This window comes from Aurantimonas sp. 22II-16-19i, assembly GCF_002088275.1.
Classification (GTDB): Bacteria; Pseudomonadota; Alphaproteobacteria; order Rhizobiales; family Rhizobiaceae; genus Jiella.
The window spans coordinates 119259-143580 of record NZ_AQQS01000011.1 but is presented as its reverse complement, the minus strand read 5'-3'; the positions used below and the strand labels follow the sequence as shown (position 1 = coordinate 143580).

The window sequence follows — 24322 nt, the reverse complement described above, 5'->3', positions numbered from 1 at the left end:
AACGCAGGCAGTTGCCACCGAGAAGGAGATCCAGGTTCTGCCAAGCGGAAGCCGATCACCTGCCATTGCAAGTCGGTGATTCCTGTCGCCCATTGTGAATCGGCGTGGAATAAGGGGTCTGACGCAATGCGCTACCCGAGCGCGTGAGAATGAGATCGCCATGCTGACCGGGCTCTCTCGGAACACCATCAAGAAGTATCTAAAGGCTGGCACGATCGAGCCAAAGTTCTCGGTGCCAATGCGTGCCAGTAAGCTCGACCCGGTTCGCCGACAAGCTTGCGGGCTGGCTGAAGGCCGAGGTGTCAAAGTCACGTAAGCAGCGCCGGCCTTTGACGCACTTACATGCCGATCTCGTCACTCTCGGATTCACCGATTCCTACAACCGGGTAGCCGGGTTCGCATTCGGGTCAAAATCGAGAACGAGATCCGTGGTCATCTGCGAAGATCGCGGCCTGATCGATCGCGGAACCGGGCACCGGGCAGCTTTACCGGGCGTCCGGTCAAAGGTTAGAGGCTTCCTAAAGAAACGTTGATATTGCTTAAGGAGCGCATGGGTGATAGATGCGTTGCGTTATGAACAAGCCTACTCTCCCATCGCTGTTGGCTGCGAACGGCTTGAAGAAGCTCGGCGAGGACGTGAGCGCCGCCCGGAAACGTCGGCAGTTCACGCAGAGGCGTCTCGCCGAGGGTGCCGGGGTGTCGCTTCCGACGATCAGGCGCCTCGAGAGTGGCGATCCCGGCGTTTCCCTTGCGACCTTGGCAATGGTCCTCGTGGTCCTCGGCGAGGGACGGCGCCTGGCGCAGCTCCTCGACGCGAGCGCTGACGACGTGGGGCTGATGCTCGAGCAGCAGGGCTTGCCGAAGCGTGTGAGGTCCCCGCGCAAGAAGGTCGCGTCCAGCGGGTCTTCGAGCGGATCCGTGTCTCCGTCGGACGACGATGCCATCGGCGAGGCATTCTGATGGCGAGGACACTCAAGGTCTGCATCGGAGACCGCGGGCTGACGGTCGGCACCCTGAGCTTCGACGCGCAGGGAAACCGGGAGTTCAGCAGCTTCCAGTACGACGACGAATGGATCGAGAGCCCGCGCGGGTTCGCCATCGTCCCGTCGATGCCGCTCGACCGCAACAGGCGCTTCTTCCGAAAGGAGGGAAACCACGTTTCCCCGCTTCCGCTCGCCCTGGTGGACACGACGCCCGACTCCTGGGGACGCAACATCATCCGGCGCGACGCCCGGGAGAACCGTGAGGACACGCGTCCCCTCCACGAGTTCGACTACCTCCTTGCGGTCGACGACTTCAGCCGGATGGGAGCCCTGCGGTTCCGCGAGGAAGCGGACGGGTCAAATTTTTTGGCGTCCCACCCGTCGGGGCGGCACGAAATCCCGCCGCTCCTCGAACTCGGCCAGCTCGGCCAGTCCATCGAGAGCCTCGAGAAGCAGGATCCCCAGACCGCCGCGGGATTGAAACGCCTTCGCCAGATCGGCAGCGCCCTCGGCGGTGCGCGACCCAAATGCTCCGTCATAGACGCGGACGGGTCTCTGCTGATCGCCAAGTTCACGTCGGTCCACGACACGTATCCGGTCGAGAAGGCCGAGGTCCTGACGCTCAACCTCGCGCGACTGACCGGGCTGAACGCGCCGCCCGCGCGCCTCGACACGAGCGGCGACCTCCCCGTCGCGCTCATCCGGCGGTTCGATCGACAGGGAGCGGGCCGCGTTCCGTACATCTCGGCGCAGACGATGCTGGACGCGCCTGACGCCACATCCGGCACCTACACGCAGCTCGCGGAGGCGATCCGCCAGCATTCCGACGATCCCGCGCGGGACCTCGCCGAACTCTTCGGCCGGATCGGGTTCACGATCCTCGTCTCGAACGTCGACGACCACCTGAAGAACCACGGCTTCCTGTACGACGGCAGGGGCCGCTGGCGCCTGTCCCACATGTTCGACGTCAATCCCGCTCCCGAGCGCCATCGCGAGCTGAAGACCGCCATCTCGGAGATCTCCGGTCCCGACGCCAGCATCGAGGCGCTTGTCTGGCATGCCGCGTTCTTCGACCTTTCCGAAGACGATGCGGCGGCGGTCCTCGGGTCGATGGCGGAGACCGTATCCCAAAGTTGGGAAGGCCTGGCCCGCGAGTTCGGCATGGACCGCGAGGACATCCGAACGTATCGGGCGGCGTTCGAGCACGAAGAGATGGACAAGGCCGTTTCCCTCAAGTCGACGCAGGTGCCGAGGAACGTCCCGCCGCCGGCGGGAGCGCTCACGCCGTGAGCCGGAGCCTGCGGCACATGAACCCGGCAGGACGCCAACGGGCGAGTTGCCGCTCGTGCGCACTGTTCCCGCGCCGCGTCATGTGGCAGTCTGGAGAGATGAACCGTCCGCCCGTCCTGCGATGCCTCGTCGCCATGATCCTGCTGGCACTGCTCGCCGTGCCGTTCGGCGGGACGATGGCCATGGGCGGCAGCGTTCCGGATGCCGGGCAGATGGCCGGCATGTCCATGACCGGAACGTCCACGGACTCCTCCAGCGGCGACATGGACTGTTGTCCACCGGAAAAGCCGGACCTGTCCAGCACGTGCGACAAGTCGGCGTGCCCGACGATGGCTACCTGCATGCAGCAGTGCGTTCCCGCATCGGCAGCGGCTGAACTCCGCGTCATCTCGGACCTCATCCGCCAGGATGAGGGAATGCCGGACCTCGACGACCTCCTCGCCTCGCTCGGGCACGAACCGCCTCCGCGACCTCCCAAGACCTGATCGACCCAGCCGACGCCGTGGCGTCGTTTGAACGGTGCGGAGCCTTCCGCGCCGATGCTGACGTTTGACACATGACCCACCTCCCGCAGGCGAAGCCGCGCACGGGTCGATCAGGATCGAAGACCATGAAGAAGATAAACATGCGCGTCGCCGCGGCGGCGATCGCAACCCTCGTGTCGTTCGGGCTCGGGGCGTCCGCGCTCGCGGCGATGACGGACTACGAGTTCCAGCTCGTCGAGACCAAGGTGAAGTCCGGGAAGGACGCCGTCGTCGCCGTCCGGCTCGTTGACAAGCGCACGGGCAAAACCGTCCCCGACGCCGTCGTCTTCGAGACGCGTGCCGACATGGCGCCCGACGGCATGGAGACGATGACGACGCCCATCGAGGCGGTTCCTTCGGACGAACCCGGCGTCTACCGCTTCAAGGTCGCCCTAGTTATGGAAGGCGGCTGGCGGATCTCGCTCGGGGCCAAGATCCAGGGCGAGGAAGGCACATTGAAGAACGAGGTCGTCCTCCAGGCGACCGAGTGATGCGGACGGTCCTTGGCGGCCTCACCCTCGTCGCCGTCGTGGCGGCGGGGGCGGGAGGCTATTGGGCGGGGCAGGCCGGAGTGACGGTTGCCCGGCTCGAGGAGATGCTCGGATCGCCCGGCGCCGCGCCCGTTCGTCTCGAGCGGGCGATCGTAGGGGAGATGCCGGTAGGCCCGAAGGCCGCCCCCACCTCCTTGCCCATCCTCTACTGGCGCGACCCCGACGGGACACCGAGCTATTCCGCTAAGCCGAAGACAACCGACGACGGGCGGGAGTTCGTTCCCGTCCACGAGGACGGGGCGGGTCCGGCGTCGGCGGCGGTCGCGGCGGCACCGACGCCTGCCATGGTGGACGGCGCGACCGGGGACAGGAAGGTCCGCTACTACCGGAACCCGATGGGCCTGCCCGACACCTCGCCGGTGCCGAAGAGGGACTCGATGGGGATGGACTACATCCCGGTCTACGAGGGGCCGGAAGAGGAGGAGGGCGTCGTCACGATCTCCCCGGGGCGGCTACAGAGGACGGGTTTCCGTTCGGAGCAGGTGTCCCGGCAGGTCGTCGGCCGCCCGTTGCGGGTGCCCGGCGTGGTGAAGCTCGACGAGCGCATGGTGTCCGTCGTCGCGACGCGTGCCGACGCCTTCGTCGAGGAGGTCGCCGACGTCACCACGGGATCGGCCGTCAGCAAGGGGCAGCCGCTTGTTCGGCTCTATTCCCCCGAAATGGCGGCCGCCGGCGCGCAGTACGTCATTGAGCTGAAGAGCGGCGGCGCGGCGAGATCGGGCGGAGCCGGCCTGAAGCTCCGCAACCTCGGCGTTCCCGAGGAAGCCATCACCGAGATGGAGCGGACGGGCAAGGTGCCGCAGTCCATGACCTGGACGGCGCCGCGTGACGGGCTCGTCCTGGAGCGTGCCGCCGTCGACGGCATGATGACGGAGGCGGGAGATGTCCTATTCCGCCTCGCCGACGTCTCGCGGGTCTGGGTCGTCGCGGACGTGCCGGAACGCGAGGTCGGTTCGGTCCGGCTCGGCAGCACCGTGACAGCGGCGTTTCGGGGGTTGCCCGGCCGGACGTTCGACGGCCGCGTCGACCTCGTTTACCCGCAGGTCTCGCCCGAGACACGGACAGTGAAGATGCGCATCGAGGTCACCAACCCCGACGGACTCCTGCTGCCGGACATGTATGCCGACGTCGGCATCGACACCGGGACGGGCGAGGCCGTAGTCGCGGTCCCGAACGACGCCGTCCTTGACACGGGGTCGCGGCAGGTCGTCATTCTCGATCGCGGCGGAGGCCGCTTCGAGCCGCGGCCCGTGGAGGTGGGTGTCCGGGGGACGGACATGACCGCGATCGCGAAGGGCGTGGAGGAGGGCGACCGCGTCGTCGTCGGCGCGAACTTTTTGATCGACGCCGAGAGCAACATCAAGGCGGCCCTGTCCGCCCTCGATCACAAGATGCCCGAGCAGGCTCCGATGGCCGAGGCACGGCCGTGATCGCCCGCATGATCGCATGGTCGACGAGGAATCTAGTCCTAGTCCTCGTCGGCACGCTCTTTGCCGTCGCGGGCGGCCTCTACGCCCTGAAGACGCTGCCGCTCGATGCGATCCCCGACCTCTCCGACATCCAGGTGATCGTCTACACCGAGTTTCCCGGCCAAGCGCCGCAGGTCGTCGAGGACCAGGTCACTTATCCGCTGACGACCGCGATGCTGACGGTGCCCAGGTCCAAGGTCGTGCGCGGCTTCTCCTTCTTCGGCGTGTCCTTCGTCTACGTCGTGTTCGAGGACGGCACCGATCCCTACTTCGCCCGAAGCCGCGTCCTCGAGTTCCTGAACGCGGCGGGGCGTCGCCTTCCTGCCGGCGTGACCCCGACCCTCGGGCCGGATGCGACGGGCGTCGGCTGGGTCTACCAGTATGCCCTGGTCGCCAAGGACAAGACGCTCGCCGAGCTTCGGTCCATGCAGGACTGGGTCGTGCGCTTCGCCGCCTCGGACGCGGACGGCGTCGCCGAGGTCGCGAGCGTCGGCGGCTTCGTGAAGCAGTACGCGATCGTGGTCGATCCCAACCGCATGCGGGCGCAGGGCGTCAGCCTGGATATGATCCGGCAGGCCGTCGCGGCCAGCAACATGAACGTCGGCGGCCGGACGATAGAGATGGCCGAGACAGAGTTCATGATCCGCGGCCGAGGCTACCTCAAAGGCGTGAAGGACCTCGAGGACGTCGTCCTCATGAGTTCCGGCGGCGTGCCGCTGCGGCTCGGCGACGTCGCCCGGGTCGAGACCACGCCCGACGAGCGCCGGGGCATCACGGAGCTGAACGGGGACGGCGAGGTCGCGAGCGGCATCGTCATGCAACGCTACGGGGCCAACGCCCTCGACGTGATCGGCGACGTGAAGGCGAAGCTCGCGGCCATCCTGCCGAGCCTTCCGGCTGGAACCGAGATCCTGCCCGTCTACGACCGCTCGCAGCTCATCGAGCGGGCCATCGAGACTCTGAAGGGCACGCTCCTCGAGGAGAGCCTCATCGTCGCGCTCGTTTGCGTGGTGTTCCTCCTCCACCTCAGGAGCGCGCTCGTCGCCATCCTCATGCTGCCCGTCGGGATCCTGATGGCCTTCGGCGCAATGAAGCTGATGGGGCTCGGCTCCAACATCATGAGTCTCGGCGGCATCGCCATCGCCGTCGGCGCGATGATCGACGCCGCCATCGTCATGATCGAGAACGCCCACAAGCATCTGGAGCGGGCGTCGCCCGGCAAGCCGCGGGTGGAGGTCCTGGTTGATGCTGCGAGCGAGGTTGGGCCCGCGCTGTTCTTCAGCCTCCTCGTGATCACGGTCTCTTTCCTGCCGATCTTCACGCTGGAATCGCAGGAGGGGCGCCTGTTCGGGCCGCTGGCCTTCACCAAGACCTTCGCCATGGCGGCGGCGGCGATCCTGTCGGTGACCCTGGTTCCGGCGCTGATGGTCCTCTTCGTGCGCGGGCGCATCGTGCCCGAGCACCGCAATCCCGTGAACCGCTTCTTGATCTGGGTCTATCGCCCAGTCATACGCGGCGTCCTGCGGGCGAAGACCCTGACCATCCTCCTTGCCGTGGTCGCGCTCGGCGTGACGGTCTGGCCGGCCCGGCAGATCGGGTCCGAGTTCATGCCGAACCTCAACGAGGGGACGCTGATGTACATGCCGACGACGCTCCCGGGGCTGTCGGTGACCAAGGCCGCCGAGCTTCTCCAGACGCAGGACCGCATCATCAAGTCGTTTCCCGAGGTCGCCTCGGTCTACGGCAAGGCCGGCAGGGCGCAGACCGCCACCGATCCCGCCCCGACGGAGATGTTCGAGACGCTGATCAACCTGAAGCCGGAGGAGGAATGGCGGCCGGGCGTCACAGTCGACAGCCTCAAGGCCGAGATGGACAAGGCCCTCCAGTTCCCCGGCGTTTCGAACGCCTGGACGATGCCGATCCGCGCCCGCATCGACATGCTCTCGACGGGCATCCGGACTCCCGTCGGCGTGAAGGTGTTCGGCACGGATCTCACCGAAATGGAAGCGGCGGCGAGGGACATCGAGCGCGTGCTGAAGGACGTGCCGGGAACGTCCAGCGCCTACGCCGAGCGGGTGGTCGGAGGTTATTTCCTGGACATCGTTCCCGACCGGCAGGCGCTCGGTCGCTACGGGCTGTCCGTCGGTGCGGTGCAGGAGACGATCGGGATGGCGCTCGGCGCTGAGACGGTGACGACGACCGTGGAGGGACGCGAGCGGTACGGCGTCGTGATCCGCTATCCGCGGGACCTGCGCTCCGACCCCGACGCCGTCGCGAGGGACGTGCAGATCGCGCTGCCCGGCGGAGGCGCGGTTCCGCTCGGCGAGGTCGCCAAGGTCGAGCTGACGCGTGGGACGACCTCGATCAGGACCGAGAACGGCCAGCTCGCGATCTACGTCTTCGTCGACATCGCCGGGCGGGACCTCGGCGGCTACGTCGCGGAGGCGCAGGAGGCGGTGGCCAAGGGAGTGACGTTTCCGCGCGGCACCTATGTCGCCTGGAGCGGGCAATTCGAGTACCTCCAGCGAGCGGAGGCTAGGCTGAAGGTCGTCGTTCCCGTCACGCTGCTCCTGATCTTCCTCCTGCTCTACCTGAACTTCCGGTCCATGACGGAGACGCTGATCGTCATGCTATCCCTGCCGTTCGCGGTGGTCGGCGGCGTCTGGTTGATGTGGTGGCTCGGCTTCAACATGTCGGTCGCCGTGGCAGTGGGTTTCATTGCCCTTTCGGGCGTCGCGGCCGAGACAGGGGTGATCATGCTGATCTACCTCCAGCACGCCGTCGCGGAGGTCCGCGCACGGTGCGAGGCCGAGGGCAGGGCCTTCGACCGTGAATCCTTGCGGGACGCCATCATGATCGGCGCCGTTGAGCGAGTCAGGCCGAAGATGATGACCGTGGTGGCCATTACCGCGGGGCTCCTGCCGATCCTGTGGAGCCATGGTTCAGGCTCGGAGGTGATGCAGAGGATCGCGGTGCCGATGATCGGCGGCATGGCTTCTTCGACCGTCCTGACGCTCGTCGTCATCCCGGCCGTGTTCGCGCTGGTGAAGGGATGGCGCTTGCCGAAGGCGGGCGGTGCGGTCAGCCGGGACGTCGCGTCGGTCAGACAGGGATCCGAAGAGGTGCACGCATGAGCGCGATCGATCACGTGGATAATTTCCCAGGCACTACGGCTGCCGAGAGGTCCGCAAACGAGACGTCCGAGGAGTTCCGGACGGCGATCGTCAGGCTCCTTGCCTTCGCCGCGGTGTCCGCCATCCAGGTGACACTGGTCCTCGACATCCGCAGGCTCGTCCGTTCGGCCGTCTCCAGCCGGAGCGAACGCGCCAACCTCGCGCAATTCTTCTGCCTTGGGATTGTTGGCGTTGTATTCGGCAAGGAAGCGGTTGATGGCGTTCTGAAGCTCGGCGAGCGAGCGAAAGACGCCGCGTCTCAGTCGTCTCCGGCTCAGCTTGGCGAAGAAGCCCTCGACCGCGTTGAGCCATGAGGACGAGGTAGGCGTGAAGTGGAAGGTCCAGCGCGGATGTCGGGCCAACCACTCGCGAACCTTCGGGTGCTTGTGGGCGGCATAATTGTCGACGATAGCGTGGACGGTCTTTCCCGCCGGGACCTGGCGCTCGAGTTCCTTCAGGAAGCGAATGAACTCCTGATGGCGATGGCGCTGCATGTTCCGACCGATGACGGTCCCGTCGAGAATATTGAGGGCGGCAAACAGCGTCGTCGTTCCATGCCGCTTGTAGTCATGCGTCATCGTCGCGCCGCGGCCGGTCTTCATGGGTAATCCAGGCTGGGTACGGTCGAGCGCCTGGATCTGGCTCTTCTCGTCGACGCTGAGAACCACGGCGTGTGCCGGCGGGTCGACATAGAGCCCGACGACGTCGCGAAGCTTCTCGACGAAGGCCGGATCGTTGGAGAGCTTGAAGGTCCGCCATCTGTGCGGCGCAAGGCCGTGCGCCTTCCAGATTGTCTGAATGGTCGAGACCGCCAACCCCGACCGTCTTGGCCATCGCTTGCGCCGTCCAATGCGTCGCTTCGTGCGGCGGGGCCTCGTGGGTCAGGCGAACGACTTCCTTCACCGTTTCATCGGGAACCGGCGGCGTGCCGGACGGACGGGTCTTGTCGCGCAACAGCCCCTCGACGCCTTCGCCCATAAAACGCTCCTGCCAGCGCCAGACCGTCGTCTTCGACTTGCCGGGTGGCAGCTGCCACCAGCTAAAAAGTGGCAGCTGCCACCTTTTCACGAACTAGCGGCCGACGTGTCCAAAGAGCGCCATGCTTCCGAACGGACCCACAAAGAACGCTAACTCTTTTCTCGCTCAGCTCCCTCTCTTCTCTCGGATTTGCCGAAGATAGGCCTCGATGAGGCCAGGAAGTGTATCGCGCAGATGATCCACGAGGCCGGTCGTGTCGCTATCGCTGATCTGAAACGTCGCGGAAGAAGCCGAGCCGCTTTGTAGGACAGTGATTCCCTGCCCCTTGAAAACGCACGCCCCGGGAACGCGAGGCGTCGCCGCATAATTCTTGAAGAAGCGCGCAAAGCGGCTATTGCTGTCAAGATTGGCCCAGTCCGGTGCTTCGATCAGAGCGGTCATGCTTGCAAAGGCCGATGGCGCTCCAGACTGCTCGATCACCCGCGCCAAAACTTCCCAGCGCGGCCGTCCGACCTTTGGCGCCGGGCCGATCGCCTCGATGATTTCACGCGGGACGGCCTCGGCCAGTGTGGTGAGTTTCGAAACATTGGTGGGAGGAAGCGAGAGCGCCGCCGCGATCGTCTCGCGCTTGTAGCTACGCCGCTTGAGTTCCTGAGCGAACAGGGCCTGTTCGATGAAGGAGAGATCCTTGCGCTCGGTATTTTCCTTGCCGAGCGCGACCACCATCTGCTCATCGCTCAGCTCGGTGACGATGGCCCGGACCGTGCGGCCGAGATGGGCACAAGCCGTCCAGCGCCGATGCCCATAGGCAATCTGGTAACGCCCGCCCTTTTTCGGGTGAGCCCTGACAAGGATCGGCACCTGCTGGCCGTGATCGCGAATGCTCTCCATCAGTTCGCGGAACCCGGTGTCCGACTCGATCGCCACAAGACGATCCTGCACGAAGGAAGCCTCGATCATTTGCGGATCGAGGTCGATCACATGCTGCTCGTCGACGATCCGCTTGCGCAGCGCCTCATTTTCCTCTTCGATACGCGACAGAGAGGACTCAAGCGAGCGTACGGCGCCCGCCGGAGCACTGCGGGCCGGTGGTTGCGCCGCTTCCGTGGAGTTCGAAGGCGCTTCGCTGAACATCGCCTTCATTCGTTGGGCACGTTCGCTCGCCTTGCTCATGATCGCCCCCATGCCTGTTTGATGAGACCGAAAATCTCGCCATTCGCCGCGTCGACCGCATCCAGTGCGCGTCGCAGGGTATCGCGATTCATCGTGCCGCGTTCGATCTCGTAAAGCGATTTCTTTTCGAGCCCGGCATTGGCGATCGCGGTGGTTTCCAGAACCGGTGTCACACAGACATGCTCGCTAAACAAGGTTCTCAGCAGCGTGGCCACATTGACCTGCGGCAGATCATGCGGATTGTGCCGTGTGAGGAGATAGCGGAAGAAATCTTGCCGGATTGTGCCGCCCGCGCCCTCGATGACCGCGAGGAGATCGCTGGTCATGGCCAGGAACTGGTTCATGGAGGCCACGTCCAGCATGGCGGGATGAATGGTCACAATGATGCTGGTCGAGGCGTAGAGCGCTGAGAGCGTTAGATAGCCGAGCTGGGGCGGGGCGTCGATCAGCACCATGTCATAGCGATCGTCGACCGATCGCAACGCCGCCTTCAGCCGGCGGAAGAACATCTGGTCGCCGCGTGAGCGTCCCTCGACGATGGCGCGGGGCGTGTCGTGCTCAAACTCCATCAGTTCCAGATTGCCGGGCACGAGATCGAGGCCGGGAAAATAGGTCTCGGTGATCACCTCGCGCAGATCTACCGTGTCCTCATAGCGGATCACCGGATAGAGCGTCTTGTCAGCCGGGACGTCGAATTCTGGTTGAATGCCGAACATGGACGTCAGCGAGGCCTGGGGATCGAGATCGACGACAAGGACGCGAAGCCCTTGGAAGGCGAGATAATGGGCGAGATGGATCGAGGTCGTGGTTTTTGCCGATCCGCCCTTGAAATTCGCGACCGCCAAAACCTGAAGATGGTCACCCTTACGTCGGCCCGGCAGGAATTTGTGGGCCTGGTTCGGCCGCTTGTCGGCAAGGTGGCGTCGCAACTCGTTTATCTGCTGCAGGGTGTATAGCTTGCGCCCATTGTCGAGCTGGGTCGGCGTTACCGCTTCACCATCAATCGCCAATTGCCGAACCGTCGATTCCCCGATGTTCAGAAGATCGGCGACTTCCCGGCTGGTGAAATTGCGCAATGATTTACGCGCTTCAGGCGGAAACAGGCTCTGGCGCATGGCATGGAGCTGCCGCGACAGAATGTCGGAATGGCGGGCGATGACGCTTGCGGCGTCTTGGGCTTCCGCAGAATTTTCGGCACTTGCGGTCAAGACGTCTCCTGACGGAAAAACTTCGTTAAAGACGTCTATAGCGTCAGCTTCGCGATACCGCTAGGTTTTAGCACGGACTGAGGCGAGTCGTGTCCAGCTTCGGGCAGGATCGGCTTCAATGGGCGTGACTATGCCTGGGCGAGCTGAAACGAAATCTTCGGCCTTCGGGCCGGTGAGGGTTTGAGCAAGCCGAGGCGGCGGGACTTCGCTTTCAGGCGGATCGCTTGGCAGCGAGCAGGGTGGGACGATTGACCCCTTGCGCATGAACAGGAAAGCCTCCGGTGTCCATCGCCGTTGGATCACGAAGTCACCTCGCTGAGACGAACGAAGGAGACGTGCACGGCAAAAGAAATGGCCCCAAGCGGGAGCCGCAGAGACCTTGTTCTGAGAAGGTGTTGCTACCCTCAGAATTAGCTTCCTTTGCTGACACCGTCACAAAAAACGCGGTTTGCCGCCAAGGAATTTTTTTGTCTCGCGCAAGGAACGCACCATGCCCACCCTAAAAGTTCAAGCGACCTGCGAATACACCTCTGAGCGTCGGGAGCTGACCGCCTTCGAGCGGTTCCGGGCATCTGTATCGACATCGCGTGCAACCGGTATCGCGCTGGCTGACGATGTGCCGTGTTCCGAGGCCGGATGGGGGAGGGCTGTCGAAAATGGCCGCATGAGCATCATGTCGATTCGGACGCAAGTCCGACACTTGGTTCAAATTTCAAAATCGGCATGGTGCGAATCGGACAAGTCGCGTAGTATTGCCCCTAGTTGCAACCATTCCGTGATTCTTGCCGTGTCGAACAATATCTCCCGTCTTGCAAAAACCCGCGCTCGTCGCAGAGCCCTCGGCATCCGGTCGACGGAGACAATCTTGCATGAGCGAGAAATCGCAGCCCTCGACGAGATCAAGGAACGCTTCGGACTTGCCAGCCGGTCGGACGTCATCAGCATCCTGATCGCTCGAACGGATCCGAACACCATCACCCCGGCTGACGCTGCCGCGATTAGAGATCGCGCCAACTGATGCCGATCATTCCCCTCGAAACGGAGACGTCATAGGCAAAAGAAAAGGCCCCGAGGCGGGAGCCGCGGAGCCTTGTTCAGCAAACTTTGGTCAGTTTCTGAACTAGGCTTTTTCACCGACATCGTCAACTGAAAAGCGGTTTGCCGCCACGGGATTTTTTTGCCTTGCGCAAGGAAGCACCATGGCCACCGAATACTCCCGGGCGGGCCTTGCCCGGCGAACGAACCTGGCTGCCCGGATGGCACGTCCGGGACCGCAGACCCGTGATCTTTTCGACCGTCCGGAAGCGGCCGTCATCGACGATGGATCTTCCGACAGCATCAGAGGGGAGGCAGGGCAGGGCAACCTGACGCCGCATCCAAGCTTTGCCGCCAAGGCGGAGATCTGGCGGGACTTTCGCGAGGGCCGGATCTCAATGGCCGAGGCGCAGCGTCGTTCGGCGAAGATCGGCGTCGCGACGGACCCCCGCGAGACCGAGGCCCGGCGCATGTACAGCGCGCCCGGCAAACCGCGGCCGCCGGTGGCCCGTCCCCGCCAGGATCGCCCGGAGCCCAATGACAGCCGGCAATATGCCAATCCGATGGCGACGACCGCCGCGCGAGACGACCGGCTGACGCCGCAGGCAAAAGCGCTCTTGCAGGTGATCCGTGCAAGGGCAGGGAAGGGGCGCCAGACGGCGGTGACCAAGGGCACACTGGCGGCGATCCTCAGCCGCTCGACCCGCTCGATCACTCGCTATCTCCGCGACCTCGAGCGCTGCGGCTATATCGTGACGAAGATCCGGGCGAGCGGCCGCGGCCTGCATCTCGGCCTCGTCCTGACGCTGAGCGAAAAGGTGCTGCCGTACTTCACGGAAACGAAGAGACTCGCGCGTTGGCTCGGCGAGACTGCGGGGCTGAAGGCTCTCGTTCCGTTCATGCCATTTTCAACGAAAACGGCGGGCGGGAAGATGGCATCGAGGCCTGGTTTGGATGCGCCCGACGATCAATCGTCTGGAAAACAAGGGATGACACTTCTGTCACTCAAAAACCAAACCCGAAAAGATTCCTCTTATCGAAATTCAAATAGCTCTCGAAAAAACAAGCGGGCGGCATCGAGCCAAAGCGATTAGCCGCCTTCGATTGGCTCTTGGCAGCTCTCACACACTTACGGACAGCCGGAACCCTCCCTGCTGGCGATTTTCCCGTGTTCATAGGACGGGGCGGCGTCAACGCGTCTCTTCGTGCGTGCAGCTATCCTGTTACGATCACCGCGTGATGCCACAGCCTATCGTTTCCACCGCGGCAGATGGCGTTTCCAGCGTTCGCCTATATGTCCTCTTGTCCCGCGGCGAGATCGGCGTTGCTCCGTTTGCACGGGCGGAACATCGTCACTGACGCCAATCGAAGGATCGACGTCAGTGACCGATTGGATCACAGCCTCGCTCTCGCAAACCTCGGCAATCGCCTCGGCGACAGGAGGCGTCGCCTTTTTTGCTGGTGCAGCCCACGCTGGCTGCTCGTCGTCCGCCGCCTGCTCCAGACGCAGTTTCGGCGGACGACCGCGCTTTGGCCGAACGATCTCGGCCGCCTGCGGCGCCCAGCCTGGCGTCTTGTCTTGCAAGATGCGGGGGGCGATGTCCGGTGACGAAGCTACGCTCATCGTCGATCCAGCCATGTCGAGCCCGTTGCGACGGTGTCGCACGTGCGACTTGGCTGGCGCAGCCGTCGCTTCCTCCTGCATGGCACCGACCGGCAGAGTGTCGCTCCAGATCGAGGCCGGCTTGCCGGACAGCTTGGCGCGTTTGACTTCCACGGTGAAGGGTCTGGTCTGCCGTTTCATGAAATCTCGTCGCTATAAAATGGAGGAGGTCGCAAACGAACATAGCCGGATATACTTTGGCTTTTTAACGTAGCCCGTCAAAATGACTATGGGGTTGCGGCGTTGCCCGATCCAGAGGTGCCTTGGCATTACCCACCAGAAAAGCTGCTCAATTCCGGCCCCGGCCCCGCAGCCGTGGCGGTCGGGTTGCCGGCGCCCGGCTGTGTCCCCGGTGGTGGTATAGGAGGCCGCGTGCGGAGCCTTCGGCGTAGCGCAGCGCGCGGCCGACGGTGACGCTGGCGATTATCGCTGATCTTCGAGAAGGTTCGGATTGCGACACCTCTGCCATTCGCCGACGATGATGTCCCCCCTCGTGATCGCCGCCCGAAGGGCTGAAACGTCGCGGTGCTGCGCGGGTGTTGGGCTCACCGATGTTACCTCGCCGCCGGTTGCTGTGCATAACAGAGAGTCCAGCACGGGGTGCCGCCATCGCGCATTTGGCCGGTCAAGATCGCCGCGATCCAAGCAGCTGATGCCGAGCCACTCGGAGATCTCTTGCCTGAGACGCTTGCCAAAGTGGATGATGCGCTTCGGCGGGAGCGCAGTGAGCTGCAGCCTCTTCGCGAAGAGAAAAAGCAGCCGCGGCTGGGCGTCCAAGGCGACCATTGTGCACAAAATCACAACTTCGTCATATTTAAGAATTGATTGAAAATTCAATATCGCGATAGGATACGAGATGGAGCCTCGGGACCCCGGCCAAGCAAGAGTGCCTGATGAAGCAGAACCCCGTCCTATCCACCGTCGCAGTCGCTGCGCTGGTCTTCGGTGCGGCCAGCTCACGGGTTCCGTTGGCCAGGGCCGCGGAACCCTATGACATCGACTGCAAGCTCATCCTGTGTCTCGCGGGGGGCTTTCCGGTCGGTTGCACCGATGCCTTCAATCATATGATCGACCGCATCACGTCCACCCCGCCAAAGTCGCCGATCGGGACGTGCCTCATGAACGACGGCACGCCATACGACGACTACGATGCGGAATATGGTTGGTTGCCCGTGACCTCGCGCGAAGCCTTCTCCTGCCCGGAGGGCAAGACGCTCTACCATGAGGTTGGCATCGACGATCGGCAGACCGGGGTGCGCGCGTTCTGTTATAAAAGTTCGACCACCTACGGCTTTGGCGACGGCAGAACGACCGTCTATGTCGGCAAGTCTGCGCCCGAATACTATGATCTGCGCACCCACATCACGGTCGAGCCCGGAACTGACGCCGCCTATTCGCCCGGCTGGCAGCGGTGGAGAACCGGTGGCACCTATGGCGGATTTGTCCGTGTCATCACCGACTGATGAAGGCGGCCGTCAGCCATCTCTTCTTCACAACAGTGGCGAGCATGGCCATAGTGGGTATGGCCCATGGCCAAGCCTGCGTTCCGCCCGTTGAGCCTTACCCCTACGCTCCGCCTGATAACGACCCGGAGCTGCGAGAATACATCAATCAAGAATATGCCGACTACATGGAGAGCATCGAGGATTATATGCGATGCCTACAAAACGAGTCGCGTCGAGCCTTTTCCCAGGCGGATACCGTCTTCAAGCGCTGGATCCAATACTTCGGAAAAGACGCCGTGATCCGTTACGACAGCGCCGAATAGGTCGGCCAACCAGCGGCCACTTCGCGCAATCCCTGTCGCCGATCAGGTTGGTGGAAACGCCATAAGCTGGTTCACGTCTGTTGTCGTGAAGGATCGATATCGACCCGATTGGGTGGGGGTAAGGTTGCGCCGAGACCGACTTCTTTCTGATAACTATAGTTGACACTGAGGCCAACTGATAACTATAATTGCCATATGGCCGAGCTGTTCCGCACCCCCGTCTTTGATGACTGGCTGTCCTGCCTGAAAGATCGCCGCGCCGTTGCCCGGATCGCCGTTCGGTTGGATCGGATGGCAGCCGGCAATCCCGGCGACGTGAAGCCCGTTGGCGAAGGTGTTTCAGAGCTCCGCATCGCCTACGGACCCGGCTACCGCGTCTAATTCATGCAGCGCGGGGCGGTTATGATCCTGTTGCTCTGCGGCGGGGACAAAAGCAGCCAGACGACGGACATTCAAACCGCGAAGGCTTTGGCCGAAAAATGGAAAGATCAGATATGACCGTCGAGAAGCTGACCCGCTACGACTCCGCCGACTATCTGACGGACGATGCGAGCATCGCGGAATACCTGGAAGCGGCGATTGAAGAAGCTGGCGATGATCCTGCGTCTATCGCTCACGCTCTTGGTGTCGTCGCCCGCGCCAGAAATATGAGCCAGCTTGCCCGAGATACCGGGATCAGCCGTGAAGGTCTCAACAAAGCGCTATCCGGGGAAGGCAACCCAACGCTCGAAACCATCATGAAAGTGTCCAAGGCGCTTGGTCTGCGACTGGCTTTTCATCCCGTCAATCCGGTCCCGCTTCGAGACGAACGCGACTTGACCACTTCATAAAGAAAAAACCCGCATGTCCGACTCGGCCATGCGGGCCATGCGTGCGGAGCCGTGTTCGCGGCAGATCTACCGGACCCGGAGCATGTGGCACCCAGCCCGCCCGGCATCAGTCGGTGTCGGGCTGGACCGACCTCATGCCGCTCTGCGCTGGCACTGCGATGATCGAGGATAAATCGTTCTCATAGAGAAAGCTGAACAGGCCTGGCAGGGTTCGAAAGAAACGAGGCTGCATTTTCCGCGCGCCGTCATCGGACTTTCTCGCAGTGACGAGCACGGTTTCCTTGCCGCTCTTTTCATTCACCGCGCGAACGAACCAACGTCCGTACCAATTGGCATGCTGTTTGCGAGCCGACTTCGCACAAATTACTTCAACGCGATAACCATCTTTGACAAGTTGGATGAATTCATCTTCGCGCGCCGTGTTCTTATAAGTGAGTATCATCGGACTCGATTTCACTATTTACATGATAAATCCCATCAGGAGGCGTACGTATCGATAATATCAAAAATATGTCCGACTTATAATTTTAGAGTAATTCCAGATATCAACATCAATATGCCCATTTCGATGCCGGTCTACGCAATCATCATACGAAGTCATTGTTTTATAGCGAGAATTTCTCGTAACTGTATTGAATTCAAGAGCGAGAGACGGGGCTGCTTCATATCCCTTGCACTGTGCCGGCATCCGACCAGGCCTGTAAGCGGGCTTCTCAGCCTTCGCGCCCCGCACGTCCTGCCACCTGACGCGCCGGGTACGGTCTGACGAGCTCCGGTCTGATGCGGGCGCAACGCCCAGGCTATGGATTTCGTCCCTTCGCGTGATGTGTGCTTGGCAAGAGAGTTTGGAGATCACCGCGCATGCGCGGCGATCGCTCTGAAACAAAGACGGTGCGCTGGATCGACGCGGGCAAGCCCGCGCTCACCCCCGCCCCGACACCTTTCTCTTCGAGGTCCGCCCAACAGTCCCGCCTCGCCCTGTCAATGGACAAGCGCCGCTGCGCGTCGTCTCCGCCGGGGGGCCGTGTCCTCGCGTTGCTGCGGTCCGCACCACCCCCCCGGCTCCGATCCCATGACAGACCGAGCCAGGACCGTGGGTCGGGCTACGCCCTCCTCCACTCTGTTCCGCCGAAAACATGCGTTTTCGGGCGGATCAGACCGGCGAAGGCGCAGCCCATCGCGGAACGGGGCAGCCAGATCCCACCGCCTCACCACACAGGAGGCCACAGATGGCCAAGGCGAAATTCGACGTTTACGACCACGTTACCAACGAAATCATCGCGCAGATCGAGGCGGGCACTCCGCCGTGGCGCAAGCCGTGGACCGGCGGCGCTGCCGGCGCTTGTCTTCCTCGCCGCTTCAATGGCGACGAGTACCGCGGGATCAACGTTTTGATGTTGTGGGCGACGGCGGCGACGCAGGGCTATTCGTCGGCGCGATGGATGACTTATCGCCAGGCTGGCGAGCTTGGCGGGCAGGTGCGCAAAGGTGAAAAATCCGCCTGCGTCGTCAAGTATGGCACCGTCGAGCGCGAGGACGACAACGGCGAGGAAAGGCGCGTTCCCTATTGCCGTGCCTACCGCGTGTTCAATGCCGATCAAATCGACGGTTTGCCGGAGGAGTTTTACACTCGCCCCGACCCGGCGCGCGACCTTGGTACCGAAGCCGATCCCACGCTTGATGCTTTCTTTGCCCGCACGGGCGCGATGATTGAGAGCACCCGCGAACCACGCGCCTTCTACGACCGGCGCCGCGACGTGATCCATATGCCTCCGATTGCGACCTTTCACGCTGCGCAAGGCTACTATGGGACGCTCGCCCACGAGCTGACCCATAATGCCGCGACCCGGATTATGCCGCACGGCCTCTGGTTGAGTGTAGTTTTCTGGCCTTCGGCCGCGCGGCGGTTCGGCATAATCAGAGCCCTTCCAGGAACGCGAGGAGTTGGTCGTCAGGACGGAACCGGCCTGACGGCGTGGGCGGAGCAGCGACGCGGGCGAGCGCCTTTTGCTTCATCCGCATGTCGGCGTGGATGTAGATCTGGGTGGTCTCAACGTTCTCGTGACCAAGCCAGAGCGCGATCACCGCTGGATCAACGCCGTGATGCAGCAGGTCCATCGCGTTGCTGTGGCGCAGCGTATGTGGCGTGACCCGCTTCGCGCCGATGCTCGGGCATATCCGCGCAGCCGTCAGGCAGTGCTTGCGGACCAGATGCTCCAACGCATCCCGGCTCAGTCGCTCACCCCGGATCGACGGGAACAGCGGCCTGCATTCATCCTTGTCGGCGCCGATCCACGTCGCCAGCAGCTTAGCCGTATCACGGCGAAGCGGTGTGGCACGCTCCTTTCGGCCCTTACCCAAGCAACGGATGTGCGCGCCGGTGCCGAGCACCACATCACCCAGCGTGAGGCCGACCAGTTCGGATGCCCGGAGGCCAGTCTGCACCGCGAGCAGGAGCAGCGCGTGGTCGCGCCGTCCTGCCCATGTCGAGCGATCCGGCGCTGCCAGCAACGCGGCCATCTCGTCAGCATCGAGGAACGTCACCGTGCGCTTCACGTAGCGCTTGTTGGGCATCGCGAGCACGCGCTGGCAGTGCAGCAGCCAGGTCGGGTCAGTCATCGCGACGAAGCGGAAGAACGACCGGATGGCGGCGAGCCGGGTGTTGCGGCTGCGCGCGGTGTTGCCCCGTGCCGTCTCGGTGTGGACGAGGAAGTTGGCGACCAGATCGGCGTCGATGTCCTCGACCGTCAACTTGACCGGCGGCTTGCCAAGCTCAGCACTTGCATATCGAAGCAGCAGCCGGAACGTATCGCGGTAGCCCGCGACCGTGTGGCGGCTCGCTTCCAGCTGTGTGCAGAGCCGATCGGTGAAGAAGCGCTGGATCAGCGCGGGCAAGGCGGCGCTCATCGTGCCACCTCCCCAGCGGTTGCGCGCGCCATCGCCAGATCGAGCAGTTCCGGCACCGCTTCCAGATACCAGTATGTGTGGGAGGGGTTGGCATGGCCCAGATAGGTCGTCAGCCGGATCATCTCGCGCGCCGGGTCTTTGCCGGTGCGATACCAGTTGATCATCGTGCGCACCGCGAAGGTGTGACGCAGGTCGTGGATACGCGGTCCCCGGCCATGTCGCTGATACCGTTGGTGGGATCGCAACCCGATCCGCTGGCAGGCCTGCGCGAAGTTGTAGCGGGCCGAGCAGTCGGTCAGCCGCGTCGCCTTCCCGGTGACGAACAGCGGTTTCGCCGCGTGTCCGATCAGGCGGTCCCGCTCGGCAAGGTAGGCATCAAGATGTGCCACCACGCCCGGATCGAGCGGCAGCAGTCGCTCGCGACCAAGCTTTCCACGCCGGACCCGCAGCACGCCCTGATCAAGGTCATCGCGGTCGAGCGCCAACGCTTCGCTGATCCGCAGGCCGGTGACCGCGATCAGCCCGAACAGCGTCGAGCAGGTGTGCCCCCGCAGGCCGTAGACCGACGGCAGTTCACGGGCGGCTGCAACAATCTCCGCGATCTCGGCAATGGTGTAGATGTGCGGACGAGGCCGGTTGGAAGAGTCCGGCAGCAACCCTTGCGGCGGCACCTCGTGCGCGGGATCGAAGCCGCTCAGCCATTGCGCGAACAGGCGCACTACACGCAGCCTCGTAGCTCTGGTCGACGCGTTCGCGTCTGCCAGCGTTGCGTGCCAGCGCACGAACAGCGCCGTGCCGATGTGGGCCGCACCTTCGGTATCGGCATAGCTGGTGAAACGGCGCAGGATGCGCTCGCTAGTGCGCAGATCGTAACCGAGGCTGCGGCGAACGCTAAGATAGCGATCAAGCTGGGGCATGAGGCTCATTGCGCGCCTCCCGCCACCGGCCAGGGCATCGCAATGGATCGCAGCCCGTCGATGTCGAGCCGGGCATATATCATGGTCGATGAGCGCGAACGGTGCCGCAGCACGTCGCCGACCTCGTCAAGCGATGCGCCCGCGTTCACCAGTTGGGTCGCAAGGCTATGACGCAGCAGGTGCGATCCCACATAGGGAGTCACCGGCTTCTGTCCGGTCGCCTTCAATGCGTCCTTGAGGATCGCGTTGACGATCTGCCCGTCCTTGAACGGTCGATAGGGTGCGCGCTGCGTGACGAACAGTGTGCGGCAGGTCGCCCGGCCACGTTCCTCGCGCAGATAGGTGCTCAGCGCGTCGCCGACCTCCGGCGTGATCGGCATCCGGTCGTGCAACTGGCCTTTGCCGCGCACCGTCAGTTCGCCAGCACGCCAGTCGATGTCGTCGAGCTGGATCGCGATGACTTCGACCGCGCGCAGGCCGAGCCGCGCCATGATCAGCAGCATCGCATAGTCGCGCGCGCCATATCGCGGATTACTGCGCGCCGAAGCGAGCACCGCCTCGACACCATCGGGCGACAGATGTCGGGGGAGCCGCGCATCCCAGCGCTTGGCCGCCTTGGGAAGGCTCAGCGCCAGATTGCTGGCCGTCGCCCCACACCCAAACAGATATTGGAGGAAGATGCGAACATGCGTCGCAACCGTCTTGTCTCGGCGTGCTGTCGCCAGAATATGCTCGATAAAGCTGATGACATCCGCGGGGCGAAGGTCCGCGAGGCGGATCGCGCCGTCACCAAAGCGATGATCAAGGAACCGGTTAGCGAACCGCAGCGTGTGATAGATCGTTCGCGCGCTCAGCCCGCGCTGCTTGACGAGATAGTCCTCGAAATTGGCGAGCAGCACCGCTCGCGCGGTCCCCGCCTCAGTAAGTATGTCGGTCATAATCGTGATGCTCCATGTTGCTGGAGCACGGAAGATTATGCCGAACTGGAAGCGCGTGATCATGCCGCTGACCGCGCCATTCCGACGCCGCGCGGCATAATCCGGGTCGCGGCATTATGGGTCTTATGCCGATATCGGCATAAGACCCACTGGACGGGCGGAGACAAACGCCTTGAGCGGTTCAAGCGGTTCAATGACCGCAAAGCCTATGCCTTCGAGGAACTGGTGGCCGAAATCGGCGCGTGCATGTTGAGCGTTCGCCTTGGCGTACAGCCGACATTCGACCAGTCGGCCGCCTATGTCGAGGGGTGGCTGAAGGCGTTGAAGGAGGACAAGCGCGCGATCTTCCGAGCGGCAAGCGAAGCCCAGAAGGCCGCTGACTTCATCATGCAAAGCGTCGATCGCGACGATGCAACGAAGGCCAAGGAGACCGGTGCAATCGCCGCCTGAGCTGCCACTGGTGGTCGGGGAGAAGCCGCCGCGCCGTCATGGTGCGGCGGAATTTCCGGGGTGCCGTCAGCGGCAGCCGCATCCCCTGGCAGCGATCGAGGAGGAACCCAGAAAATGCCCGGGCCGGGGGCGAGCTGAGCCCACCCTGTACCGGCCCGCCCCGGCGCTTCGCGCCGAAGGCCGCTGCGCGGCCTGGAGATTGCGGACGCCATAGAGGTCAAGTCGATCGATCCTCCGTCCTGCAAGGACGTCGATGGAGCTGACGATGCGAGCTTCGTATCCCTCACCTTGGGCGCGAGCGGCGATCTCCGCCCGTATGCTTTTACCCACCGTCCTCTCAAAAAGCGGTGAAATCGCTCGACCGGCGTGACGCCTCGGCAGCGGTCTCGAATTGCTTGGCTTTCTCGGGAACCCAGCGACCTTTCGCATTCGGCTTTCAGCCAAAAATACGATATATTTTTCTGGATTAGGATTCAGCATTTATCATTATCCTATATCAAATTTCTTGACGTCGGCTAGGCCGTTGGTTAGATATAATATCCTGATCGCAGCTTTGAATTTGATTAGGAATCTGTATCATGGCCTATCAGAGCGAAAGCCTGATTGCGCATGCCCGTGAGGTGCGCGAGGCATCGGATATGAGTCAGCGCGCGCTCAGCGAACGGGCGGGGCTGACGCAGAGCCATATTTCCCAAATTGAGAGCGGCAAGATGGAGCCCGGGCTGTCGAGCTTCATCGATATGACACGCGCGCTCGATCTCGAGCTCATGCTCGTGCCGAAGAAACTCGTGCCCGCGGTGCGAGGCCTGATCAAGGCGCAGGCAACACCGGACATGCATATCCGTACCGGTCATCCCGACAACAAGCGCTTTGCCCGTGCCGAGCGGCTGGTCAAGAAAATGAAGCAGCTTGACGGCAGCTCCGCCGATCTCGATCGCATCGAAGAAACGCTTCGGTTTCTGCGACGGGTAAATCTCAGCGATCAGGAAATGCAGCTGGTGCGTGAGCTGATCGTCCGCCTCGAGCGCTATCAGGCGAACGCGCAGGCGGACCCTGTCGTGCGTGACATCGCGCAAAGCCTGCAGCGACTACGCAACTCCATCGCCCATGCCAGTCCGTCGGAGCCGCGACCCGCCTATTTGTTGGACGATGGAGATGCCTGACGTCTCGGTTCTCGACGTGCGGCTCTACGACGAGCCTATCGGCACGCTGACCCATTTGCAGGGCGATCGGACGATCTTTACCTTCAACGAAGACTATGTCGGGAACCCGGATCGACCGACCCTCAGCCTATCGTTCAAGGATGATCTGGGCGCCCTCATCACCAGGATCCGCCCGACACAGCGGGTTGTACCGCCATTCTTCTCGAACCTTTTGCCGGAGGGCGGCCTACGCCGCTATCTCGCCGAGCGGGCCGGGGTCAATCAGCAGCGAGAATTCTTCCTGCTCTGGGTGCTGGGGCTCGACCTGCCCGGAGCACTCTCGATCCATCCGGCGGCTGGTAACGCCTTTCCACCTGGTGCCGGCGAGGATTTGCCGGAGAACGTCAAACCCAATGCGCTGCGCTTTTCGCTCGCGGGTGTGCAACTGAAATTCTCCGCGTTCGAGAACACAGGGAAGGGCGGAGGCCTGACCATTCCCGCCGAAGGCGTTGGTGGTTCCTGGATCGTGAAGCTTCCGTCCCAGCAATTCACCGGGGTTCCGGAGAACGAGTTCTCAATGATGACGATCGCTGGGATGATCGGCATGGAGGTGCCTGTCATCAACCTGGTGGCTCTCGATGCGATCGCCGGTATTCCAGAAGGCGTCGGCCAGCTGAAGGGACGAGCGCTTGCTGTCAGCCGCTTCGACCGAACCGGCGACGGTCCGGTCCACACCGAGGATTTCGCGCAGGTTTTCGGGGTCTTTCCGGACGACAAATACAAGCGTGCCAGCTACGCCAACATCGCGCGCGTTATCGGGACTGAGGCAGGAGACGCCGGCGCTGCCGAGTTCATTCGCCGCCTCGTATTCAGTGCGCTGATAGGCAATGGCGACATGCATCTCAAAAACTGGTCGCTGATCTATCCGGATAAGCGATCGGCCATGCTCTCGCCAGCCTACGATCTCGTTTCGACCATCGCCTACATCGAGGGCGAGGACACGGCCGCCCTGAATTTCTCCCGGACGAAGAAGATGGCCGACTTCGATGCAGATGAGCTTCGGCATCTGGCGGCCAAAGCCCTTCTGCCGGAAAAGCTTGTCGTCGACACTGCCGCCGAAACCGTCCAACGGTTCCGGCAGGTGTGGGAGACCGAGAAGGGGCATCTTCCTCTCGCCGCTAACGTCGTAGCGGCAATCGACGCCCATGCCCCGACCGTGCCGCTCTACAGCGAACTGGCATGACAAGAACCCGGTCACGAATTCGCGGCACTGACTGTCTTCTGATCGATCGAGAAGCAGAGCATGTCGCCCCTCGACGATCC

Annotated in this window: 21 protein-coding genes and 4 pseudogenes; 17 read left to right on the top strand and 8 right to left on the bottom strand. The window is 63.0% G+C overall.

Going from position 1 to position 24322, the window contains the following annotated elements:
* Nucleotides 1–160 precede the first annotated feature (160 nt).
* The 7 genes and pseudogenes from ATO4_RS28360 to ATO4_RS11365 form a co-directional block, all read left to right on the top strand.
* Nucleotides 161–401 (top strand): annotated as a pseudogene (locus tag ATO4_RS28360) (IS21 family transposase); the annotation flags it as partial.
* A 214-nt stretch (nt 402–615) separates the two neighbouring features.
* On the top strand, nt 616–960 hold the full coding sequence (locus ATO4_RS11390) for a helix-turn-helix domain-containing protein (RefSeq protein ID WP_210191060.1): 345 nt from the start codon (nt 616–618) through the stop codon (nt 958–960).
* Nucleotides 960–2273, top strand: coding sequence for a type II toxin-antitoxin system HipA family toxin (locus ATO4_RS11385; protein WP_083591630.1), 1314 nt, complete (start codon nt 960–962; stop codon nt 2271–2273). Before ATO4_RS11390 ends, ATO4_RS11385 begins: the two co-directional genes overlap by 1 nt.
* 134 nt (nt 2274–2407) lie before the next feature.
* Nucleotides 2408–2758 carry a hypothetical protein gene (locus tag ATO4_RS11380; RefSeq protein WP_083591629.1) on the top strand — a complete coding sequence of 117 codons (351 nt, stop codon included), beginning with the start codon at nt 2408–2410 and terminating at the stop codon, nt 2756–2758.
* 125 nt (nt 2759–2883) lie between these two features.
* Entirely contained in the window at nt 2884–3288 is a 405-nt protein-coding gene (locus tag ATO4_RS11375; RefSeq protein WP_083591628.1) for a FixH family protein, read from the top strand.
* Nucleotides 3288–4778: an efflux RND transporter periplasmic adaptor subunit gene (locus ATO4_RS11370; protein WP_176222952.1), complete on the top strand. Its 1491-nt coding sequence runs from the start codon at nt 3288–3290 to the stop codon at nt 4776–4778. The genes ATO4_RS11375 and ATO4_RS11370 overlap by 1 nt, the downstream gene beginning before the upstream one ends.
* Nucleotides 4775–7951, top strand: a complete 3177-nt coding sequence (locus ATO4_RS11365; RefSeq protein ID WP_083591626.1) for a CusA/CzcA family heavy metal efflux RND transporter — start codon at nt 4775–4777, stop codon at nt 7949–7951. The genes ATO4_RS11370 and ATO4_RS11365 overlap by 4 nt, the downstream gene beginning before the upstream one ends.
* A 230-nt stretch (nt 7952–8181) precedes the next feature.
* On the opposite strand, the pseudogene ATO4_RS11360 reads toward ATO4_RS11365, so the two are convergent.
* From ATO4_RS11360 to repA, 3 genes and pseudogenes are all read right to left on the bottom strand, one after another.
* Nucleotides 8182–9010, bottom strand: a pseudogene (locus tag ATO4_RS11360) (IS630 family transposase); the annotation flags it as partial.
* Nucleotides 9011–9133: 123 nt separating this feature from the next.
* Complete coding sequence (gene repB / locus ATO4_RS11355) at nt 9134–10141, bottom strand: plasmid partitioning protein RepB (protein WP_176222950.1); 1008 nt, start codon at nt 10139–10141, stop codon at nt 9134–9136.
* On the bottom strand, nt 10138–11349 hold the full coding sequence (gene repA / locus ATO4_RS11350; protein ID WP_083591624.1) for a plasmid partitioning protein RepA: 1212 nt from the start codon (nt 11347–11349) through the stop codon (nt 10138–10140). The genes repB and repA overlap by 4 nt, the downstream gene beginning before the upstream one ends.
* 490 nt (nt 11350–11839) lie before the next feature.
* Here repA and ATO4_RS28355 point away from each other — a divergent pair, with 490 nt between their 5' ends.
* Both ATO4_RS28355 and ATO4_RS11340 read left to right on the top strand, forming a co-directional pair.
* On the top strand, nt 11840–12367 hold the full coding sequence (locus tag ATO4_RS28355) for a hypothetical protein (RefSeq protein ID WP_203561138.1): 528 nt from the start codon (nt 11840–11842) through the stop codon (nt 12365–12367).
* A gap of 181 nt (nt 12368–12548) precedes the next feature.
* On the top strand, nt 12549–13478 hold the full coding sequence (locus ATO4_RS11340) for a helix-turn-helix domain-containing protein (protein WP_245308693.1): 930 nt from the start codon (nt 12549–12551) through the stop codon (nt 13476–13478).
* Between the two features lie 155 nt (nt 13479–13633).
* Here the strand turns inward: ATO4_RS11340 and ATO4_RS27075 are convergent, their stop codons facing one another.
* Entirely contained in the window at nt 13634–14188 is a 555-nt protein-coding gene (locus ATO4_RS27075) for a hypothetical protein (RefSeq protein ID WP_139802394.1), read from the bottom strand.
* Between the two features lie 752 nt (nt 14189–14940).
* Between ATO4_RS27075 and ATO4_RS11325 the strand changes: the two genes are divergently transcribed.
* The 4 genes and pseudogenes from ATO4_RS11325 to ATO4_RS11310 all read left to right on the top strand — a co-directional run bounded on the left by ATO4_RS11325 (nt 14941) and on the right by ATO4_RS11310 (nt 16645).
* Nucleotides 14941–15510 carry a hypothetical protein gene (locus ATO4_RS11325; protein ID WP_083591621.1) on the top strand — a complete coding sequence of 190 codons (570 nt, stop codon included), beginning with the start codon at nt 14941–14943 and terminating at the stop codon, nt 15508–15510.
* Nucleotides 15510–15815 (top strand): hypothetical protein, encoded by a 306-nt coding sequence (locus ATO4_RS11320; RefSeq protein WP_083591620.1) that lies wholly within the window; start codon nt 15510–15512, stop codon nt 15813–15815. The genes ATO4_RS11325 and ATO4_RS11320 overlap by 1 nt, the downstream gene beginning before the upstream one ends.
* 195 nt (nt 15816–16010) lie before the next feature.
* Nucleotides 16011–16313: pseudogene (locus ATO4_RS11315) on the top strand (type II toxin-antitoxin system RelE/ParE family toxin).
* A complete protein-coding gene (locus tag ATO4_RS11310; protein ID WP_083591619.1) occupies nt 16310–16645 on the top strand; it encodes an addiction module antidote protein in 336 nt (111 codons plus the stop codon). The pseudogene ATO4_RS11315 and the gene ATO4_RS11310 overlap by 4 nt, the downstream one beginning before the upstream one ends.
* A gap of 106 nt (nt 16646–16751) precedes the next feature.
* Here the strand turns inward: ATO4_RS11310 and ATO4_RS11305 are convergent, their stop codons facing one another.
* Nucleotides 16752–17087 carry a hypothetical protein gene (locus ATO4_RS11305; RefSeq protein WP_083591618.1) on the bottom strand — a complete coding sequence of 112 codons (336 nt, stop codon included), beginning with the start codon at nt 17085–17087 and terminating at the stop codon, nt 16752–16754.
* 694 nt (nt 17088–17781) lie between these two features.
* Here ATO4_RS11305 and ATO4_RS11300 point away from each other — a divergent pair.
* Nucleotides 17782–18429: pseudogene (locus ATO4_RS11300) on the top strand (ArdC-like ssDNA-binding domain-containing protein); the annotation flags it as partial.
* A gap of 133 nt (nt 18430–18562) precedes the next feature.
* Here ATO4_RS11300 and ATO4_RS11295 read toward each other — a convergent pair.
* Genes ATO4_RS11295 through ATO4_RS11285 form a run of 3 tightly spaced genes read right to left on the bottom strand, consistent with a single transcriptional unit; the run spans nt 18563 to nt 21470 of the window.
* On the bottom strand, nt 18563–19552 hold the full coding sequence (locus ATO4_RS11295) for a tyrosine-type recombinase/integrase (protein WP_083591617.1): 990 nt from the start codon (nt 19550–19552) through the stop codon (nt 18563–18565).
* Nucleotides 19549–20478 carry a tyrosine-type recombinase/integrase gene (locus tag ATO4_RS11290; RefSeq protein WP_083591616.1) on the bottom strand — a complete coding sequence of 310 codons (930 nt, stop codon included), beginning with the start codon at nt 20476–20478 and terminating at the stop codon, nt 19549–19551. Before ATO4_RS11290 ends, ATO4_RS11295 begins: the two co-directional genes overlap by 4 nt.
* Nucleotides 20475–21470, bottom strand: coding sequence for a tyrosine-type recombinase/integrase (locus ATO4_RS11285; protein ID WP_210191059.1), 996 nt, complete (start codon nt 21468–21470; stop codon nt 20475–20477). Before ATO4_RS11285 ends, ATO4_RS11290 begins: the two co-directional genes overlap by 4 nt.
* Between ATO4_RS11285 and ATO4_RS28350 the strand changes: the two genes are divergently transcribed.
* The 3 genes from ATO4_RS28350 (at nt 21354) to ATO4_RS11270 (ending at nt 24242) form a co-directional block, all read left to right on the top strand.
* Nucleotides 21354–21857, top strand: coding sequence for a zincin-like metallopeptidase domain-containing protein (locus tag ATO4_RS28350; RefSeq protein ID WP_245308698.1), 504 nt, complete (start codon nt 21354–21356; stop codon nt 21855–21857). The two genes, ATO4_RS11285 and ATO4_RS28350, sit on opposite strands and share 117 nt — an antisense overlap.
* A 578-nt stretch (nt 21858–22435) precedes the next feature.
* On the top strand, nt 22436–23020 hold the full coding sequence (locus tag ATO4_RS11275) for a helix-turn-helix transcriptional regulator (protein ID WP_083591614.1): 585 nt from the start codon (nt 22436–22438) through the stop codon (nt 23018–23020).
* Complete coding sequence (locus ATO4_RS11270; RefSeq protein ID WP_083591613.1) at nt 23013–24242, top strand: HipA domain-containing protein; 1230 nt, start codon at nt 23013–23015, stop codon at nt 24240–24242. Before ATO4_RS11275 ends, ATO4_RS11270 begins: the two co-directional genes overlap by 8 nt.
* The last annotated feature ends 80 nt before the right edge of the window (nt 24243–24322 follow it).

Excerpts from the sequence above, each read along its gene's own strand:
- ATO4_RS11385 (WP_083591630.1), top strand. The coding sequence starts at position 960 with ATGGCGAGGACACTCAAGGTCTGCATCGGAGACCGCGGGCTGACGGTC.
- ATO4_RS11380 (WP_083591629.1), top strand. The coding sequence starts at position 2,408 with ATGATCCTGCTGGCACTGCTCGCCGTGCCGTTCGGCGGGACGATGGCC.
- ATO4_RS11375 (WP_083591628.1), top strand. The coding sequence starts at position 2,884 with ATGAAGAAGATAAACATGCGCGTCGCCGCGGCGGCGATCGCAACCCTC.
- ATO4_RS11370 (WP_176222952.1), top strand. The coding sequence starts at position 3,288 with ATGCGGACGGTCCTTGGCGGCCTCACCCTCGTCGCCGTCGTGGCGGCG.
- repB (WP_176222950.1), bottom strand. The coding sequence starts at position 10,141 with ATGAGCAAGGCGAGCGAACGTGCCCAACGAATGAAGGCGATGTTCAGC.
- ATO4_RS28355 (WP_203561138.1), top strand. The coding sequence starts at position 11,840 with ATGCCCACCCTAAAAGTTCAAGCGACCTGCGAATACACCTCTGAGCGT.
- ATO4_RS11340 (WP_245308693.1), top strand. The coding sequence starts at position 12,549 with ATGGCCACCGAATACTCCCGGGCGGGCCTTGCCCGGCGAACGAACCTG.
- ATO4_RS27075 (WP_139802394.1), bottom strand. The coding sequence starts at position 14,188 with ATGAAACGGCAGACCAGACCCTTCACCGTGGAAGTCAAACGCGCCAAG.
- ATO4_RS11325 (WP_083591621.1), top strand. The coding sequence starts at position 14,941 with ATGAAGCAGAACCCCGTCCTATCCACCGTCGCAGTCGCTGCGCTGGTC.
- ATO4_RS11320 (WP_083591620.1), top strand. The coding sequence starts at position 15,510 with ATGAAGGCGGCCGTCAGCCATCTCTTCTTCACAACAGTGGCGAGCATG.
- ATO4_RS11310 (WP_083591619.1), top strand. The coding sequence starts at position 16,310 with ATGACCGTCGAGAAGCTGACCCGCTACGACTCCGCCGACTATCTGACG.
- ATO4_RS11305 (WP_083591618.1), bottom strand. The coding sequence starts at position 17,087 with ATGATACTCACTTATAAGAACACGGCGCGCGAAGATGAATTCATCCAA.
- ATO4_RS11295 (WP_083591617.1), bottom strand. The coding sequence starts at position 19,552 with ATGAGCGCCGCCTTGCCCGCGCTGATCCAGCGCTTCTTCACCGATCGG.
- ATO4_RS11290 (WP_083591616.1), bottom strand. The coding sequence starts at position 20,478 with ATGAGCCTCATGCCCCAGCTTGATCGCTATCTTAGCGTTCGCCGCAGC.
- ATO4_RS11285 (WP_210191059.1), bottom strand. The coding sequence starts at position 21,470 with ATGATCACGCGCTTCCAGTTCGGCATAATCTTCCGTGCTCCAGCAACA.
- ATO4_RS11275 (WP_083591614.1), top strand. The coding sequence starts at position 22,436 with ATGGCCTATCAGAGCGAAAGCCTGATTGCGCATGCCCGTGAGGTGCGC.
- ATO4_RS11270 (WP_083591613.1), top strand. The coding sequence starts at position 23,013 with ATGCCTGACGTCTCGGTTCTCGACGTGCGGCTCTACGACGAGCCTATC.